This is a genomic window from Pseudoalteromonas simplex (genome assembly GCF_015278155.1).
In the GTDB taxonomy this organism is placed as follows: Bacteria; Pseudomonadota; Gammaproteobacteria; order Enterobacterales; family Alteromonadaceae; genus Pseudoalteromonas; species Pseudoalteromonas simplex.
In genome coordinates this window covers 206,768-223,263 of record NZ_JADILN010000003.1, presented here as the reverse complement: position 1 = coordinate 223,263, position 16,496 = coordinate 206,768, and the positions used below count along the sequence as shown (strand labels likewise).

The 16,496-nt window shown below is 41.8% G+C and carries 20 protein-coding genes; 16 read left to right on the top strand and 4 right to left on the bottom strand.

The window, feature by feature from the left end; genetic code table 11:
• The first annotated feature begins 201 nt into the window (after positions 1-201).
• The 5 genes from ppnP to IRQ78_RS08480 all read left to right on the top strand — a co-directional run bounded on the left by ppnP (position 202) and on the right by IRQ78_RS08480 (position 3,719).
• Complete coding sequence (gene ppnP / locus IRQ78_RS08500; protein WP_054551131.1) at positions 202-513, top strand: pyrimidine/purine nucleoside phosphorylase; 312 nt, start codon at positions 202-204, stop codon at positions 511-513.
• A 182-nt stretch (positions 514-695) separates the two neighbouring features.
• On the top strand, positions 696-1,052 hold the full coding sequence (gene hpf, locus IRQ78_RS08495) for a ribosome hibernation-promoting factor, HPF/YfiA family (RefSeq protein WP_194441799.1): 357 nt from the start codon (positions 696-698) through the stop codon (positions 1,050-1,052).
• Between the two features lie 335 nt (positions 1,053-1,387).
• Positions 1,388-1,822 carry a hypothetical protein gene (locus tag IRQ78_RS08490; RefSeq protein WP_194441798.1) on the top strand — a complete coding sequence of 145 codons (435 nt, stop codon included), beginning with the start codon at positions 1,388-1,390 and terminating at the stop codon, positions 1,820-1,822.
• The gene (locus tag IRQ78_RS08485) at positions 1,816-2,370 is read left to right on the top strand and encodes a hypothetical protein (RefSeq protein ID WP_194441797.1); all 555 of its coding nucleotides are present in this window, start codon (positions 1,816-1,818) and stop codon (positions 2,368-2,370) included. The genes IRQ78_RS08490 and IRQ78_RS08485 overlap by 7 nt, the downstream gene beginning before the upstream one ends.
• A 176-nt stretch (positions 2,371-2,546) precedes the next feature.
• Positions 2,547-3,719, top strand: coding sequence for an NRAMP family divalent metal transporter (locus IRQ78_RS08480; protein ID WP_407681615.1), 1,173 nt, complete (start codon positions 2,547-2,549; stop codon positions 3,717-3,719).
• 128 nt (positions 3,720-3,847) lie between these two features.
• Here IRQ78_RS08480 and IRQ78_RS08475 read toward each other — a convergent pair whose 3' ends face one another.
• From IRQ78_RS08475 to IRQ78_RS08465, 3 genes are read right to left on the bottom strand one after another with little or no spacing between them, the layout of a single operon-like run.
• Positions 3,848-5,035 (bottom strand): vWA domain-containing protein, encoded by a 1,188-nt coding sequence (locus IRQ78_RS08475; protein ID WP_054551134.1) that lies wholly within the window; start codon positions 5,033-5,035, stop codon positions 3,848-3,850.
• 1 nt (position 5,036) lies between these two features.
• Entirely contained in the window at positions 5,037-5,885 is an 849-nt protein-coding gene (locus IRQ78_RS08470) for an AAA family ATPase (RefSeq protein ID WP_138618538.1), read from the bottom strand.
• Positions 5,886-5,937: 52 nt separating this feature from the next.
• Positions 5,938-6,171, bottom strand: coding sequence for a DUF1653 domain-containing protein (locus IRQ78_RS08465; RefSeq protein ID WP_407681614.1), 234 nt, complete (start codon positions 6,169-6,171; stop codon positions 5,938-5,940).
• Between the two features lie 63 nt (positions 6,172-6,234).
• Here IRQ78_RS08465 and IRQ78_RS08460 point away from each other — a divergent pair, with 63 nt between their 5' ends.
• Genes IRQ78_RS08460 through rpoS form a run of 11 tightly spaced genes read left to right on the top strand, consistent with a single transcriptional unit; the run spans position 6,235 to position 13,811 of the window.
• Entirely contained in the window at positions 6,235-6,717 is a 483-nt protein-coding gene (locus IRQ78_RS08460; RefSeq protein WP_063703236.1) for a DUF2947 domain-containing protein, read from the top strand.
• 59 nt (positions 6,718-6,776) lie between these two features.
• Positions 6,777-7,409, top strand: a complete 633-nt coding sequence (locus tag IRQ78_RS08455) for a hypothetical protein (RefSeq protein WP_054560904.1) — start codon at positions 6,777-6,779, stop codon at positions 7,407-7,409.
• Between the two features lie 22 nt (positions 7,410-7,431).
• A complete protein-coding gene (ftsB, locus tag IRQ78_RS08450) occupies positions 7,432-7,722 on the top strand; it encodes a cell division protein FtsB (protein WP_054551139.1) in 291 nt (96 codons plus the stop codon).
• Complete coding sequence (ispD, locus tag IRQ78_RS08445; protein WP_054551140.1) at positions 7,712-8,413, top strand: 2-C-methyl-D-erythritol 4-phosphate cytidylyltransferase; 702 nt, start codon at positions 7,712-7,714, stop codon at positions 8,411-8,413. Before ftsB ends, ispD begins: the two co-directional genes overlap by 11 nt.
• Positions 8,410-8,892: a 2-C-methyl-D-erythritol 2,4-cyclodiphosphate synthase gene (ispF, locus tag IRQ78_RS08440; RefSeq protein ID WP_054551141.1), complete on the top strand. Its 483-nt coding sequence runs from the start codon at positions 8,410-8,412 to the stop codon at positions 8,890-8,892. The genes ispD and ispF overlap by 4 nt, the downstream gene beginning before the upstream one ends.
• On the top strand, positions 8,889-9,917 hold the full coding sequence (gene truD, locus IRQ78_RS08435) for a tRNA pseudouridine(13) synthase TruD (RefSeq protein WP_187490649.1): 1,029 nt from the start codon (positions 8,889-8,891) through the stop codon (positions 9,915-9,917). Before ispF ends, truD begins: the two co-directional genes overlap by 4 nt.
• Positions 9,918-10,682, top strand: coding sequence for a 5'/3'-nucleotidase SurE (surE, locus tag IRQ78_RS08430; RefSeq protein WP_054551143.1), 765 nt, complete (start codon positions 9,918-9,920; stop codon positions 10,680-10,682). It begins immediately after the preceding gene.
• Complete coding sequence (locus tag IRQ78_RS08425; protein WP_054551144.1) at positions 10,672-11,310, top strand: protein-L-isoaspartate(D-aspartate) O-methyltransferase; 639 nt, start codon at positions 10,672-10,674, stop codon at positions 11,308-11,310. Before surE ends, IRQ78_RS08425 begins: the two co-directional genes overlap by 11 nt.
• A gap of 11 nt (positions 11,311-11,321) precedes the next feature.
• Positions 11,322-11,900 (top strand): YqaA family protein, encoded by a 579-nt coding sequence (locus IRQ78_RS08420; RefSeq protein WP_054551145.1) that lies wholly within the window; start codon positions 11,322-11,324, stop codon positions 11,898-11,900.
• 42 nt (positions 11,901-11,942) lie between these two features.
• A complete protein-coding gene (locus tag IRQ78_RS08415; RefSeq protein WP_194441796.1) occupies positions 11,943-12,767 on the top strand; it encodes a peptidoglycan DD-metalloendopeptidase family protein in 825 nt (274 codons plus the stop codon).
• A gap of 60 nt (positions 12,768-12,827) precedes the next feature.
• Complete coding sequence (rpoS, locus tag IRQ78_RS08410; protein ID WP_054551147.1) at positions 12,828-13,811, top strand: RNA polymerase sigma factor RpoS; 984 nt, start codon at positions 12,828-12,830, stop codon at positions 13,809-13,811.
• A 103-nt stretch (positions 13,812-13,914) separates the two neighbouring features.
• Here the strand turns inward: rpoS and mutS are convergent, their stop codons facing one another.
• Complete coding sequence (gene mutS / locus IRQ78_RS08405; protein ID WP_138618548.1) at positions 13,915-16,488, bottom strand: DNA mismatch repair protein MutS; 2,574 nt, start codon at positions 16,486-16,488, stop codon at positions 13,915-13,917.
• Positions 16,489-16,496 lie beyond the last annotated feature (8 nt).

Here is a 16,496-nt window from a genome sequence, read left to right as displayed (position 1 = left end):
AAGCCATATTTTTGAACTTAAACTAAAGCAATAATATTGAGATTCTCGCGCTAAAGCACGATCTACCACAATTGCACGAGCTGCTCAAAACTGACAGCTTACAGCTAACCCGACTTGATTATTTCTCACTCAGTCCCCCTTGAATGCTAAACCGACAACTGGCACTGTCTGTAGCTTAATAACAAAACAACAGGAGTGAGGATGTCTCAGTTTGATAATGTAAGTGTGCTGAAAAAAGCCAATGTGTATTTTGACGGTAAAGTGTCTAGCCGTACTGTGGTATTTGCTGATGGCAGCACGAAGACGTTAGGCTTTATGCAACCGGGTGAGTTTGAATTTGCTACGAGCAAAAAAGAGTTGATGGAGCTTAACGGTGGCAGTTGGCAAGTGCTTTTACCCGGTGAGAGCGAATGGCAAACAATGCAAGCTGGAGAGTCATTTACCGTTGATGCAAATGTTACCTTTCTAGTAAAGGTCAGCGAATTTGCTGATTACTGTTGTTCGTATAGTTAATGAGCAGTTGTTAACCTCTCTGAAAAGCCCGTGCGATGCGGGCTTTTGCATATTTTATCCGCAACGCATGATCTAAATCATCTGTGGTTACAATCAATTACTAATTATCTGCAATTTTCGCTTGTGTTAATTCAATTCGCCCCCAATACTAACTGTGAGGTAACAAGAAAAAAGGATACCCTATGAAGATTAATATTTCTGGTCATCATGTTGACGTTACTGAGGCTGTTAGAGCTCATATCAACGAGAAATTCTCGAAAATTGCTAGCCATTTTCCATCATTAATATCACTTGATATTATTCTTTCAAAAGAACATCACAAACACCAAGCTGAGATCAGTACAACCTATGAAGGTGCGCGTTTATCAGTAAAAGGTGAAGACGAGGTGATGTACCCAGCAATTGCAAATGCTGCAAAAAAACTTGATGCATCACTGAAACATCGTAAAGGGCAAATGAAAGCCAAACTACACGAAAAGCCGGTAAGTACAACTCCGGAAATTGCCCACGAAATCATTCAGGAAATGAACCTGAGCTAATCACAGAGCGCTAGCCTAATTGGCTAGCCTTAAACTAAATCTGAAAAAGCCAACCGTTGCGAAACGCTTGGCTTTTTTGGTTTTAATATATTTATGAAATGAAGCTAAATAATACCCCATTATCAAATCAAAGCACTTTTATAGTGATATTTTCGTGTATGAAGGTTAACTATTAATTGTTTTCAACGATTTTCAAACTTGGCTAATTATCATAGACTGATTTTTTATATTTTTACTTGTTTTAAGTTTGGTAGATCTATAAAGATAATAGATCTAGTTTATTTAGATGGTGGTATGTGGCTTTACACTTTAATCTTATTTCAAAAGGAGGTTTGATGTACAAAGAAGTGTTAATTAATGTTTTTGGTGTTGTTTTAGGAGGGGTTTTACTAAATTCCGTGAATGTAATAAGAAAAATACAGTTTAGAGGAATTCCAAAATTAAAGGGGAGCTGGAAAGTATCATATTATGATGGAGAAAATTATATCCATGAAGAGGATGTTCAAGTAAAACAGTTTGGCTCATCTATTCGTGGTAAAATAAAAGCTATAAATAGTAACACTATTTATAAATTTAAAGGAAAAATAACAGAATCACGATATATTCAATTGTCATTCTATTGTACAGATAATGGGGTCGATGTTTTTGGTAGTGCTTTATACAAATTAGATAGTTTAGCTCAATTAGCAGAAGGTGAAGTGATTACAAGTGCAAGGCACAATACACCAACAAGCAATAAAGCTAGAGTAGAATTTTATAATCGATGGTGATATCAATAAAAACCAATGCTGATTTGTTACCTTACTTAGAGCAGTTTATAAATAAAGAAAGAGAATACGAAATAAACGGAGTATCTTATAGCTACAAAGAACAAAGAGAGATACTGTTGTCAAATCAGACTATAAGTATTGGAATAATTGAAGGTGATACTCTTAGATCTGTACTTCAAATTGCATTTACAGATAGTTTTTTATTTGAACTTTACTGTAAAGGAGATATTGATGAAAAAGGTTTTTTTAACCAAGGGTTAATAAATGAGTGTGATTGCATTTACTTTTCATTTGCGTATTTTTTAAATAGTAAAGATGGTTCTGTCTTAATTAAAAAGCTATTAGAGGTATTGGATTTAGAATGTTTGTCGAAAATAAATTTTACGTTTGCGGTAATTGATATTAAGCACTCAAGTAGGCATCTAGATAGATTTGGCTTTGAGCATATTTATTTAGATAATCACCGTAAAGATAGAGTGTACGTACGCAAAAACCTAAATTGGTTGAAAGATTTTACCTGCTATCATATTAGAAACTCTAATACTTGAATTTTAATAGATAATTACTATATTTTTTCAAATTGGTTTTATAGAACTTATTGCCTTCCAATCTCACCTAAAACGCTGTAAGTTGCTTGTAACTAAGAATAAAACACACACAACTTATGCAATCAGCAGTATCAAATTGGCAGTCTAAATTAAATGCTTTAGGGCCGGGGATTTTAATGGCTACAGCCGCCATTGGTGGCTCACATCTAGTAGCATCAACACAAGCCGGGTCGTTATTCGGCTGGCAGCTATTTTGGCTAATCATTGTAGTTAACGTATTGAAGTACCCATTCTTTCGATTCGGTATGGAGTACACCCTTGCGACCAAACAAAGTTTAGTTGAGGGCTACAAGAAAAAAGGACCTGGGTATTTCTATAGCTTTATTGCGCTTAATATAGTCGCCGCCGTAGTGAATACTGCGGGGGTTTTATTATTAACGGCCAGCCTACTGCACTATGCATTACCTGTCACAGTTTCTGTAACCTTATTATGCTGGCTGATTTTGGCTGTGTGTTTGCTCATTTTATTATTAGGGCACTTTAAGGCGCTCGATAACGTTTCAAAGCTCATTATGGGGCTGCTAACAGTTACCACTTTAGCTGCGCTAGTTGTTGCTATTAATAATGGCCCAATGGCACCGGTTGACTATGTGGGGCCGTCGCCGTACGAACTTGCTATGCTCGGCTTTATGGTCGCTCTCATGGGCTGGATGCCTGCGCCTATCGAAATATCATCAATTAGCTCACTGTGGTTAAAAGAAAAGCAGCACCAACAACCAGTGACAAAACAACAAGGCTTGTTTGATTTTAATTTGGGCTACTGGCTTACCGCAGCACTTGCGTTAGTGTTTTTCTCATTAGGCGTATTAGTGCAATATGGCCAAGCACAAGCAGTGCAATTAGGTGGAGTCGCCTTTGCCAAGCAGCTAATTGATATGTATGCCCTCACCATGGGCGAGTGGGCAAGGCCTCTGGTTTCAGGTATCGCTTTTTTATGTATGTTTGGCACCACGCTTACGGTACTTGATGGCTACGCGAGAACATTAAATGAGTCGCATAAACTGCTACCGATTAAACAATCTAAGCACAGTTTAAATATGTGGTTATTACTACAAGCATTTTCTGGCATGGCAGTGATTTTATTCTTTAAATCAGCCCTTGGCCCAATGCTCACTTTTGCTATGACCCTCGCTTTTGTTACTACTCCAGTATTTGCGTGGCTGAACTTTAGTTTAGTGCGCTCAGAACCCAGCATTCATCACTCACCTTTATTACGCACCCTAAGCTGGCTAGGTTTGGTTTACTTAGTGGGCTTTGCGCTGGTGTTTTTGGTTTGGAAGGGAATGTAAATGGGAGCTGTCAGCTTTCAGCCGTCAGTTTATAGCTGATCGAGAAGGGGCTTAGTTATTTGTATTTATAAACAATTATAACTTTACATTCATTTCTCAGCTTTTATGCTGTTTGACGGCTGATAGCTCTAACTCAACTCCCTAATCGCATTACTAATCCCATCTAGCGTGAGTGGGTACATGCGGTTATCCATTAACTGCTTTATAAAATCAATTGATTGATAATAGCGCCAGTGTTCAACGGGCTGTGGGTTGAGCCAAGCGACTTTATCAAAGTGATTGGTTATGCGGTTTAACCAAGCGCTACCGGGCTCTTCATTCCAATGCTCAACGCTGCCACCGGGGTAGGCGATTTCGTAAGGGCCCATGGTGGCATCGCCAACAAAGATCACCTTGTAGTCGCTGGTGAACTTGTTAATCAAGGTCATGGTATCAATGACGTTTGAGTGACGACGCTCGTTGTCTTGCCAAACATGCTCATATAAACAGTTATGAAAATAGTAAAACTCAAGGTGTTTAAACTCGCTGTGGGCGGCGCTAAATAGCTCTTCGCAGGTATGAATGTAATCATCCATTGAACCGCCGATATCAAACAACATCAATACTTTTACCGCATTATGGCGCTCTGGTGCCATTTTCACATCGAGCATGCCGCCTTGTTTTGCGGTTGCGCGGATGGTTTCGGTTAAATCGAGAGTGTCGCTGGCGCCAGTACGGGCAAATTTACGCAGTTTTTTTAGAGCGAGTTTAATGGTGCGCGAGCCGATTTCACGGTCACTATCAAGGTTTCGGTAGCTGCGCTTATCCCACACTTTTACCGCACGGCGATGTCGGTTACCGTCTTGACCAATGCGCACACCTTCAGGGTTATACCCATAGGCGCCAAATGGTGAAGTGCCACCGGTACCCACCCACTTATTACCCCCAGCATGGCGTTTTTGCTGCTCTTCAAGGCGTTGCTTGAGGGTTTCCATGAGTTTATCAAGGCCGCCCATGGCTTGTAATTGCGCTTTTTCTTCTTCGCTTAAGTGCTTTTCAAACTCTTTGCGTAGCCAATCATCAGGCAAGGCATGTTGCTGTTTTAAGCTTTCGAGCAGATCAAGGTCGGCCACGCCACTAAAGTAATCTGCAAAGGCTTTATCAAAACGATCAAAGTGGGTTTCATCTTTAACCATGATGGTACGCGCTAAATAATAAAACGCGTCAACGTCAGCAAAAATAACCCCTTGCTTGAGCGCATTGATCAAATCAAGTAGCTCTCGCAAACTAACTGGTAAGCGGTATTCGCGAAGCTTAAAGAAAAACGCAATTAACATCTTAACGTCGGCTCATAAACGCAAGTTTTTCGATTAAGCTAATGTCTTGCTCGTTCTTTAATAACGCGCCAAACATGGGCATTAGGCCGCCTTTTTGGCTTTTATCATGCAGTGTTTTAGCATCAATGTCTTCGGCCATTAGTAGCTTTAACCAATCGAGTAATTCGCTGGTTGATGGCTTTTTCTTAATGCCGTTTACGTCACGTAGATTAAAGAACACCTCAAGTGCTTGGCGAACTAAATCTTGTTTAACATGCGGGTGATGCACATCGATAATTTGTGCCATTTCTTCACTACTTGGAAAATCAATGTAATGGAAAAAACAACGACGTAAAAAGGCGTCTGGCAGCTCTTTTTCGTTATTTGACGTGATGATTACAATCGGGCGTTGCTTTGCAACAACGCGCTCGCCAGTCTCATAAACATGAAACTCCATTTTATCGAGCTCTAATAGCAAGTCGTTGGGAAATTCAATATCGGCTTTGTCTATTTCATCAATCAATAGCACAGGGCGCTTGTTATGTTGCTCACCATAGGTAAAGGCTTGCCATAATTTCCCTTTTACAATGTAGTTGCTGATATCGTGCACACGCTCATCACCTAACTGGCTGTCGCGAAGACGAGATACCGCATCATATTCATACAGGCCTTGCTGCGCTTTAGTGGTTGATTTGATATGCCATTGAATTAGCGTAGTGTCTAAGCTTTTTGCAAGTTCCTCGGCCAGCATAGTTTTACCTGTGCCGGGTTCACCTTTTATAAGCAGGGGTTTTTCGAGCAATATCGCTGCGTTAACCGCTTGTTTTAATGAGTTACTGGCAATGTAGTTATCGGTTGAATTAAAAAGCACGATGTCACCTTATCTGGTCTGAGCAGTGATTAATAACGTCATGATGCCACAGTTAGTCGGCGTCTGAAAGGTATGCAAAACGCGGTACCGTTTTGCCCTCTACAGTAACTACTTCTGTAAACATACTAAGTGGGCGTGCCCACATGCCAAATTCGCCGTAAAGCGCTTGATAAATTACCAATGGCTCATTCGTTTCGCTATGAGTGGCAACATATTCAACTTTGTATTTTGGACCTTTGTAATGTTGGTAAATACCGGGTTTGATTGTCATGTGTTTATCTCGCATCTTGGAGTCATTTGGGTATAATTGCAGTTTGCACATTTTACGCTGAAACAAACTGCCTGAACTATGAATTATATTTCGTTAGATGAATACAAAAAAGCCTGGGTTTTTCGTCATAAAGATATGCCGATAAGCAGCGAAGACGCAGCGCAAATAAAGCCAATGAGTGCTGAACGCGCTGCGGTCTTATGGACTACCATGGTGAGCCGAGAGCATGATCACCCTGACTTTTTTGATAAAACAGATTGGTGCGGCAAAGACGACAGCTTTTCAGAGACCATTAACTGGGAAAACGCATGGGAAGCGGGCGACGAGCAGTTACCTGAAGAAATCCTAAACCACTTAGCGTGGGAAGCAAACACGACGGTCTATTTTTGTATGGCTCGCGATAATATCATTGAAACCAGCTTTGCCGTTTTTAAGCGTTGTTGGCAAAACTTTATGTTTTTAGCTGATGGTAGTTTGTTACTAGGTAAAAAGCGTGATGCGGTGGTGCAGTTTTTAGAATCTGGTAATGCAAAATTGGGTAAAAAAGGCGCAGTAAAGTAGCGCTCAATAAACGCTCTATGCTATAAAACAGTCAAGCAATTGTTTTATAAGAGCGCGCATTGTCTAAACCAACTTCACAGAGCGAACACTCGCAACAAGCCGAAATTTGGCAAACTGATGCCGAACGTGCTTTGTATGCGCAGTTATGTAATGCATTTTATGCTCGTGAGATCCCGCGTTTAGTCGATGAACCTGATACTGCAAGGCTTAAACGCTTATTAGCAAGTTTGCCTTACTATATTGAGCGTTTAGCCATGCGTATAGTTAGTGGCGATGCACCATTACAGCTTGATTCACAAAATGGCAGTTGGCTTGAAAAACAAAAAACAACGCCACCTGTTTATAATAAAAAAGACTCAAAAGACTTTTATAGTCAACATGCTAAGCGCGGGTTAATTGTTCCCGTGCTAATTAATGACGAGCAATGTACAACTGTGCGCATAGACAGCTTAGATCAAGTAAGCGACAATAAGGTACATTGCAACGAGCTTGGTTGGTTTGATACTTCAGGTGAATCGCTAGAAAACACGCATATTCAACTGCTTAAGCCTGCAAAGGCAGTGATGGCGGCGGCGTGTTGCGGTCATCAATGGCAATTTAATAAACGCATCACACCTAAGCGTTTGTCATTAAGAGAAATGCTACTAGCAAGCAATATAAATTGGCGTAATTTAAAACGCCCTTTGACTTAATTTAACCGCGAAGGAGTGTTCAATGCGGGTTTTTCAATTCGCCTTGTTATGTTTGGCTTTATTTCTGCAATATCGTTTATGGTTTGGTCATAATGGTGTGCAAGATTACACTCGTCTGAAACAAGCGGTTACCTCTCATCAAGACACTAACGCGAAATTATTAAAGCGCAATACTGTACTTAAAGCAGATATAAAAGATCTAAAGCTTGGTCAAGAAGGTATCGAAGAGCGCGCGCGTAATGAATTAGGAATGATTAAACCTGGCGAAACCTTTATTCGCGTTTTGCCGGGCCAACAACAAAATGAAAATTAAGCAAACTATAACCGCCATTGTTCCCGCTGCGGGGGTAGGGAGTCGAATGCAGCATTCGGCGCCAAAGCAGTATATTGAACTGGCGGGTAAAACTATTTTAGAACACACCCTGAGTAAACTTGCAGAACTTAACGAATTAAACACCATCAAAGTAGCAATTAGCGATGATGACGGCTACTTTGCTGATTTACCACACATAGATAAGCGTATTGAGCGTGTGAGTGGTGGTAAAGAGCGCGCTGATTCAGTGCTTAACGCCTTGCTATCACTTGCTGATAATCCACCTGATTGGGTACTTGTGCACGATGCGGCAAGGCCGTTAGTGTGTTTGGCTGATATTCAGCGTTTAATGACAGAATGCATCGCTGCCAATGAAGGCGGTATCTTAGCGTCAAAAGTAAAAGACACCATTAAGCGCGGTCATACCCACAGTGAGCAAACAGTGCCTCGTGATGATTTATGGCAGGCACTCACTCCTCAGTTTTTCCCTTATCAAGCGCTGACTAATGCGCTATCAAGTGCCCTTAAAAATGGTGTGACTATCACTGATGAAGCATCGGCAATTGAATGGGCTAAGCAGCCTGTTAAGCTGGTTGCCGGTCGCAGTGACAATATTAAAATCACCACCCCAGAAGATTTAGATTTAGCAGCATTTTTACTGCAAAAACAACAAAACGAGAGTACCTCATGATTCGAATTGGCCATGGCTTTGATGTACACAAATTTGGCGGCGAAGGCCCGTTGGTAATTTGTGGTGAAAAAATAGATTACCCACAAGGCTTTTTAGCGCATTCAGATGGTGATGTTGCCATTCACGCATTGTGTGATGCTATTTTAGGTGCATTAGCAATGGGGGATATTGGCAAGCATTTTCCAGACACTGCGAGCGAATACGAAAATATTGATAGCCGAATTTTACTACGCCACGTGGTTGGGCTTGCTAAAGAGCAAGGTTACGTACTTGGCAATGCCGATGTGACGATTGTTGCGCAAGCACCAAAAATGTTGCCACATATTCAAGCAATGCGTGAAAACTTATGCCAAGACCTTGAAGCTGATATTTCACAAGTTAATGTGAAAGCAACAACCACAGAGAAGCTAGGATTTGAAGGCCGCAAAGAAGGTATTTCAAGCCACGCAGTGGTGATTATGAGCAAACTAAGCGCATGAGTGAGTTAAACTACCTATACGGTAAACCTCTTTCTAAGGCTGACTTTAAAACTCACGCCGAAGACTTCATGGTTGATGAAGACTTAGGTATTGAGTTTACTGGTTCTGGTGAACATGTTTGCTTGCAGGTTGTAAAAAAAGGCGAAAATACTCAGTTTATTGCGAAACGCATTGCCGAAAAAGCAGGGGTATCCCCTCGTGACGTGAGTTATGCAGGCTTAAAAGACCGTCATGGCGTGTGTACACAGTGGTTTAGCGTGCCAGTACCAATTAAAAAGCACATAGAATTTAGTGAACTGAATAACGAGCAATTTTTTGTAATTTCGCAACAGCGTCATAATCGTAAGCTCAGAACGGGTTGCCATAAAGGCAATCGCTTTACCATTACGTTACGCAACGTGACTGAGCCGCTGGATATTTTGTGCCGTATCAACGCGGTGCGTGCAGGGGTGCCTAATTACTTTGGTGAGCAGCGCTTTGGGCATGGTGGTCACAACCTTGAAATGGCAAAGCGCATGTTTGCTGGAGAGCGTATCCGCGATAAAAAATTGCGTGGTTTAGTTATTTCAGCTGCACGATCTTATGTATTTAATGAAATTGTGAGTATGCGGGTTGCCGAGCATGGCCTTGCAAAAACAATGCACCACGAAGTGTTTATGCTCTGCGGCAGTAATGCATTTTTTGAAGACAACATTAGTGATGACAATATTGCTCGCTTAGCGTCTGGTGATATTGTGATGTCGGCCCCCATGGTTGGTAAAGGCGAAAAAGGCCTGACCGAAACCGAAAAAGTGTGGCTAGAACCTTATCAATCTTGGATAGAAGGCCTTAGCGAACTTGGCCTTAAGAATGAGCGTAGAATGTTACGACTGATCCCAGACTCATTAGCCGTTGAAACGATTGACGAAACTACTTTAAAGTTAAGTTTTGGTCTACCAAAAGGCTGTTTTGCTACTGCCTTACTGCGTGAGTTGGTGGACTATCAAGATGCAAGCCCCAGAGAACAAAAACAAAAGGATGCGTAAATGAAAATCTTATTGAGCAATGATGATGGCGTACATGCTAAAGGGATTGCGGTTTTGTATCATGCATTAACGCAAATTGCAGATGTGACCTTAGTGGCGCCAGATCGCAATTGCAGTGGCGCAAGTAATTCATTAACGTTAATGAATCCGCTGCGTGCAACTACCCTTGATAATGGTTTCATTTCAATTAATGGCACGCCGACTGACTGTGTACACTTAGGGGTTAACGAGTTAACCGAGCAGCAGCCAGATCTCGTGGTAGCCGGAATAAACCACGGCGCCAATTTAGGTGATGACACCTTGTATTCAGGTACTGTTGCCGCCGCCACTGAAGGTCGCCACTTAGGACTTCCTGCCATTGCTGTGTCGTTATGCTCTAAAGAAGGAAATCACTTTGAAACTGCAGCTGCGGTTGCGGTGAGTATTATCAAAGAATTGGCATCGCACCCATTACCGAAAGATCAAATCATCAACTTAAACGTGCCAGATATTCCACTTACTGAGCTAAAAGGAGTCAAGGTAACCCGTTTAGGTTCGCGTCATAAAGCTGAAACCATGACGAAACAACAAGACCCATGGGGCCGTGACATTTATTGGTATGGTACCCTTGGTGCTGAAAGTGATGCAGGTGAAGGCACTGATTTTTACGCCATAAATAATGGTTACGCATCAGTGACCCCGCTTAGTGTTGATATGACAGCGAAAGAAAGTTTACAAGCAGTCGATAGCTGGTTAGCAAATATGGAGATTAATAGTGCTGACTAATTATAATCGCAGCGCACTGGCATTAGCAGAGTTATTGAAACGCGAAGGTGTAGAAGACAGCACTGTGCTTGAAGCGATAGCCTCAACACCCAGACACATTTTTATCGATGATGTTTTACAGCACAAAGCTTATCAAAATACCGCATTGCCAATTGGTCAAGGACAAACGATTTCGCAGCCTTATATTGTCGCACGTATGACTGAGCTACTTCGCTTAGCGGGCGTACGTGATAAAGTGCTCGAAATTGGCACAGGGTCTGGCTACCAAACGGCAATACTGGCAAAAACGTTCACTAAAGTGTGCTCGGTAGAGCGTATAAAAGCACTACAGTGGCAAGCAAAACGCCGTTTGCACAAACTCGATTTATATAATGTCACCATGAAACATGGTGATGGTTGGCAAGGCTGGCAATCACAAGCGCCGTTTGAGGGGATTATTGTTACAGCTGCAGCCGCCACTATGCCACAAGGGTTACTTGCTCAATTGGCTGATGGGGGCGTTATGATTGCACCTATCGGTGAGCAAGATCAGCAATTAATGATGGTCGTTAGAAATGGCGATACTTTCACAGAACATAAAGTTGCACCAGTAAGATTTGTACCTTTGGTACCTGGTGATATTGAATAGGACGTTAAACTTTGAAGTTGTTTACTAAGTTATATGATATGGCACTGGTATGGGCTAAACATCGCCATGCAGAGCGTTATTTAGCAGGGATGAGTTTTGCTGAATCTGTTTTTTTTCCGGTACCACCGGATGTCATGCTAGCACCTATGTCACTTGCTCAACCAGATAAAGCATGGCGTTTTGCCAGCTTTACGACGATTGCTTCAGTGATTGGTGGTATTTTAGGTTACTTACTTGGCTTTTGGTTATTCGAACCTGTGGTCGAGCCGCTGATTGCGCAAATGGGTTGGCAAGCGAAATTTGACACAGCGCTAAGTTGGTTTGAAAACTACGGTGTGTGGGTGGTGTTTTTAGCGGGATTCTCCCCCATACCTTATAAGGTTTTCACCATAGGTGCAGGTTTGATGCAAATGGCATTTCTGCCGTTTCTAATTGCTTCGGCAATTGGTCGTGGCGCACGCTTTTTCTTAGTGTCGGCTTTAATGAAGTGGGGCGGCGTTAAAATGGAGCAGAAATTACGTCAATATGTTGAAGCGCTTGGCTGGGGATTAGTTGTTTTAGTTGTGGTTGCGTACTTTTTACTGCGATAACCCGTAAAACCATTAAACTAGTACGATAAGGAGCATTTTACGATGAGCAGGCAGATAACAGTCTATGTTACTTTGTTTCTTAGTATTTTGCTCTTTGGCTGTACTTCTCGCGAAGCCCCAGCACCGGTGAGTAGTTTAGATAATAAAGTTAAACCCGCCACACGCAAAGTTAATATCTCAGGTTCAAAATATGTAGTCAAAAAGGGCGATACTTTATATTCAATTGCTTTTAGTGCTCAGCAAGATTTTCGAACCCTCGCAAAAATAAACGATATTCCAGCACCTTATACCATCTTCCCTGGGCAGAATATTTCGCTCATAAAATCGGCACAAAAACAAAAAAAGACGAAAAAATATACGAATCCGAGTAAAAAGTCTACTGTTTCTATACAAAAAAATAACAAAAAATTAAAGAAAGAGCTTGATCAGCCAAAACAACGAGAGTATGTTCAGAAACAAGCCAACAAAATAATTAGTGAAAAAAAACGTAATTCTAATGCAAAAGTTGTATGGAACTGGCCTGCTAAAGGTAAAGTAACGCAACGCTTCTCTAATAAAGAGAATGGCTTTAAAGGGTTACAGATCACTAATAAACAAGGGGCTTCTGTTGTAGCTGCTGCACATGGAACTGTGGTATACGCGGGCAACGCATTGAGGGGGTATGGTAATTTAATCATTTTGAAACACAATGATGATTACCTAAGTGCTTACGCGCACAATTCAAAGTTGCTTGTAAAGGAAAAACAGGAAGTAAAGGCGGGGCAGAAAATAGCAGAAATGGGCAGTTCAGACTCTACGGTTACGGCTTTGAGATTTGAAATTCGTTATCGGGGTCAAGCAGTCAATCCTGCTAAGTATCTACCTTAGCCATTTAGGGTATTGATAAAGTGATTTAGCTCAATCACATATTTGCTCGGGAGGACGCTTATGGGTCACACAGCAAAACTTGAGAAAAAAACTGACGCGATTGACGATAAATTTGATGACACGGTAGTCGAAGAAGAGTCTTCTGAATTACTTGAAGAAGTCGACAACGAAGATGAAATTTTTGCAAAAGAAGAAGTTGCCAAGAATTTAGATGCTACACAGCTGTATCTTGGTGAGATTGGTTTTTCTCCGCTGTTAAGCGCAGAAGAAGAAGTCTATTTTGCTCGAAAAGCACTGAAAGGCTGTGAAGCCTCTCGCAAGCGAATGATTGAAAGTAATTTACGTTTAGTGGTGAAAATTGCCCGCCGCTATAACAACCGTGGCCTTGCGCTACTAGACCTTATTGAAGAAGGTAATTTAGGCCTTATCAGAGCCGTTGAGAAATTTGACCCAGAACGAGGTTTCCGTTTTTCAACTTATGCAACTTGGTGGATACGTCAAACCATTGAACGTGCCATCATGAACCAAACACGTACGATTCGTTTACCTATTCATGTGGTCAAAGAGCTTAATGTTTATTTAAGAACAGCCCGTGAATTAACGCAGAAACTTGACCATGAACCCACTGCAGAAGAAATTGCAGAGTGCTTAGATAAGCCGGTTGAAGATGTTACTAAGATGCTGCGTTTAAACGAAAAAATCACCTCGGTGGATACACCTATCGGTGGTGAAAATGACAAAGCGTTATTAGATATTATCGCCGATGAGAAAGACTACGGTCCAGAAGGCGAAGTACAAAACAATGACATCAACAAGCACATTGTTGATTGGCTTGGAGAGTTAAACCCGAAACAGCGTGAAGTACTTGCTCGTCGTTTTGGTTTACTGGGCTATGAGCCATCAACCCTTGAAGATGTTGGTCGTGAAATTGGCTTAACACGTGAACGTGTAAGACAAATTCAAGTGGAAGCATTACGTCGCTTAAAAGACATTTTGCAACACGAAGGTTTAAGTACAGATAGCCTATTCGACCAATTCACCTGATTTGACAACAATGAATATCTGATCAAGGGTATAGAACCCACGGGTTCAGAACACACAAAAAAGCTGACGTCATGTCAGCTTTTTTTATAGCTCTTTTATTGCACTACAATAAATCTTTTAATTGATACAGTAGTTGGTGTGCTTGTCTTGGCGTTAGGCTGTCTGGATCAAGCTGTTTTAAGGTTAATTCAAGCTCAGAAGGCTCATCATCAAAACTTAATGTTTGCTGTTGTTGCTCAATAGGGGCAGTAACAGGTTGATGATTCTCAAGCATTTTAAGCTTTTGTTTTGCTTGTTGGATAACCGCTTTTGGTACACCAGCCAAAGCAGCAACTTGTAAACCAAAGCTCTTGCTTGCTGCGCCTTCAAGCACGGTATGCATAAAGGCAATGGTGTCGTTGTGCTCAATGGCATCGAGGTGCACATTAACCAGCCCCGTTTTTTGCTCGGCCAGTTCGGTTAGCTCAAAATAGTGGGTTGCAAACAAAGTTTTAGCAGCAATTTTTGATGCTAAATAATCAGCCGTTGCATAGGCAAGCGATAAACCATCATAAGTTGAAGTACCGCGACCAATTTCATCCATCAGTACCAGTGATTGCGCTGTGGCGTTATTTAAAATTGTTGCCGTTTCGGTCATTTCAACCATGAAGGTTGAGCGCCCTGATGCTAGGTCATCACTTGCGCCAATACGCGTAAAAATACGGTCAATATTACCAATTTCTGCACTATCAGCAGGAACGTAACAACCAATGTGAGCCATCAAAACAATAAGTGCGGTTTGGCGCATATAGGTCGATTTACCACCCATATTTGGACCTGTGATAATTAACATTTTACGGTCGTTATTAAGCTCTACAGGGTTGGCAATAAACGGGTCTTTCATTACTTGTTCTACCACTGGGTGGCGACCCTGTTTAATACTGATATTATCGTTATCGCACAGTGTTGGCTTAGCATAATTGAGCGCTTGCGCACGTTCGGCCAAATTGTTCAGTACATCTAAATCTGCTAAAACAGCTGCCATTGTTTGTAACTGCTCAATGTGCGGAGCAATAAACTCAAAGAGTTGCTCGTAAAGCTGTTTTTCAAGTGCTAGCGCTTTTGACTGGCTACCAAGTACTTTATCTTCGTGCTCTTTAAGCTCAGGGATAATATAGCGCTCATTATTTTTTAGCGTTTGACGGCGAATATAATCGGCAGGAACCAAGTGCGAGTTAGCGCGACTTACTTCAATAAAAAAGCCATGCACCTTGTTATAGCCAATTTTTAAAGTGCTAATGCCTGTGCGTTCACGCTCACGTTCTTCAAGCTTTTCGAGAATATCGGTTGCGCCTTGGCTTAGGGCACGCCATTCATCAAGCTCACTGTTATAACCCGGGGCAATAACACCCCCATCACGAATAAGTACCGGTGGGGTTTCGATGACAGCACGTTCTAGTAAGTCTTGTAGCTCAGGTAATTGCTGTGATTGCGCTATTATTTGACTAATACGCGGATCGTTGGCGTCCAAAAGTAATTCGTGTAATGGTGCCAGAGCTTGCAGTGCGCTACGCAGGCGCGTTAAATCACGCGGGCGTGCTGTGCAAAGCGCTAAACGGGCGATAACACGCTCAATGTCGCCAATTTGCTTTAATGACTCTTGTAGCTCACCACATAATTGCGCATCGATAATTGCACTAATAGCGTTTAGTCGAGAGTTGAGCTCTGTTTTGCTGCGCACTGGTGTATGAATACGACGCTTTAATAAGCGTGAACCCATCGCAGTCGCTGTTTTATCAAGTACTTGTGCAAGCGTGTTTTCGTAGCCGCCTGATAAATTAACTGTTAGTTCAAGGTTTTTACGGGTTGCGGCATCTAAGATCACCGCGTGTTCGTTTTGCTCAAGGGTAATCGCACGAATATGCGGCAGGGCAATACGTTGAGTGTCTTTTACATATTGCATTAAGCAGCCCGCAGCCACCAAAGCAGCGTGTGCTTTGTCTACACCAAAACCAACTAAATCTTTGGTGCCAAATTGGTCGCAAAGTAAATGCTGTGCAGTATCTAAATCAAATTCCCATTCTGGGCGACGACGTGCGCCTTTGATATGTTCAATTAAATGCACATTTGCAAATGTTTCACTATAGAGCAGCTCAGCAGGGGCTAAACGTTGTAATGTTGAGCTAAATGCTTCATCAGTATTTACTTCTAACACATTGAATCTGCCAGAGTTAATATCTAAATAAGCAATACCATATAAGCCTTGTTTACTTTGCCACACACTGGTTAGCAAGTTGTCTTGGCGTTCTTGTAATAACGCTTCGTCAGAAATAGTGCCCGGTGTAACAATGCGCACAACTTTACGCTCAACAGGGCCTTTGCTAGTAGCTGGGTCGCCAACTTGTTCACAAATAGCCACCGACTCACCCATTTGTACAAGGCGAGCTAAGTAGTTCTCTACTGCGTGATAGGGCACACCCGCCATTGGAATGGGATCGCCACCGGCTTTACCTCGGTGGGTTTGAGAAATATCAAGAAGTTGTGCTGCACGCTTGGCATCATCAAAGAAAAGTTCGTAAAAGTCGCCCATACGATAAAACAATAAAATATCCCGATGCTCGGCTTTTATTTTTAGATACTGCTGCATCATAGGGGTTTGTTGTTTTATAGTGTGCGGTGCATAAAGATCAAACGACATGTATTTAC

What these genes read in the sequence shown, in the direction of transcription:
- ppnP (WP_054551131.1), top strand. Translation starts at nt 202, where the DNA reads ATGTCTCAGTTTGATAATGTAAGTGTGCTGAAAAAAGCCAATGTGTAT.
- hpf (WP_194441799.1), top strand. Translation starts at nt 696, where the DNA reads ATGAAGATTAATATTTCTGGTCATCATGTTGACGTTACTGAGGCTGTT.
- IRQ78_RS08490 (WP_194441798.1), top strand. Translation starts at nt 1,388, where the DNA reads ATGTACAAAGAAGTGTTAATTAATGTTTTTGGTGTTGTTTTAGGAGGG.
- IRQ78_RS08485 (WP_194441797.1), top strand. Translation starts at nt 1,816, where the DNA reads ATGGTGATATCAATAAAAACCAATGCTGATTTGTTACCTTACTTAGAG.
- IRQ78_RS08480 (WP_407681615.1), top strand. Translation starts at nt 2,547, where the DNA reads ATGGCTACAGCCGCCATTGGTGGCTCACATCTAGTAGCATCAACACAA.
- IRQ78_RS08475 (WP_054551134.1), bottom strand. Translation starts at nt 5,035, where the DNA reads ATGTTAATTGCGTTTTTCTTTAAGCTTCGCGAATACCGCTTACCAGTT.
- IRQ78_RS08465 (WP_407681614.1), bottom strand. Translation starts at nt 6,171, where the DNA reads ATGCGAGATAAACACATGACAATCAAACCCGGTATTTACCAACATTAC.
- IRQ78_RS08460 (WP_063703236.1), top strand. Translation starts at nt 6,235, where the DNA reads ATGAATTATATTTCGTTAGATGAATACAAAAAAGCCTGGGTTTTTCGT.
- ftsB (WP_054551139.1), top strand. Translation starts at nt 7,432, where the DNA reads ATGCGGGTTTTTCAATTCGCCTTGTTATGTTTGGCTTTATTTCTGCAA.
- ispD (WP_054551140.1), top strand. Translation starts at nt 7,712, where the DNA reads ATGAAAATTAAGCAAACTATAACCGCCATTGTTCCCGCTGCGGGGGTA.
- ispF (WP_054551141.1), top strand. Translation starts at nt 8,410, where the DNA reads ATGATTCGAATTGGCCATGGCTTTGATGTACACAAATTTGGCGGCGAA.
- truD (WP_187490649.1), top strand. Translation starts at nt 8,889, where the DNA reads ATGAGTGAGTTAAACTACCTATACGGTAAACCTCTTTCTAAGGCTGAC.
- surE (WP_054551143.1), top strand. Translation starts at nt 9,918, where the DNA reads ATGAAAATCTTATTGAGCAATGATGATGGCGTACATGCTAAAGGGATT.
- IRQ78_RS08415 (WP_194441796.1), top strand. Translation starts at nt 11,943, where the DNA reads ATGAGCAGGCAGATAACAGTCTATGTTACTTTGTTTCTTAGTATTTTG.
- rpoS (WP_054551147.1), top strand. Translation starts at nt 12,828, where the DNA reads ATGGGTCACACAGCAAAACTTGAGAAAAAAACTGACGCGATTGACGAT.
- mutS (WP_138618548.1), bottom strand. Translation starts at nt 16,488, where the DNA reads ATGTCGTTTGATCTTTATGCACCGCACACTATAAAACAACAAACCCCT.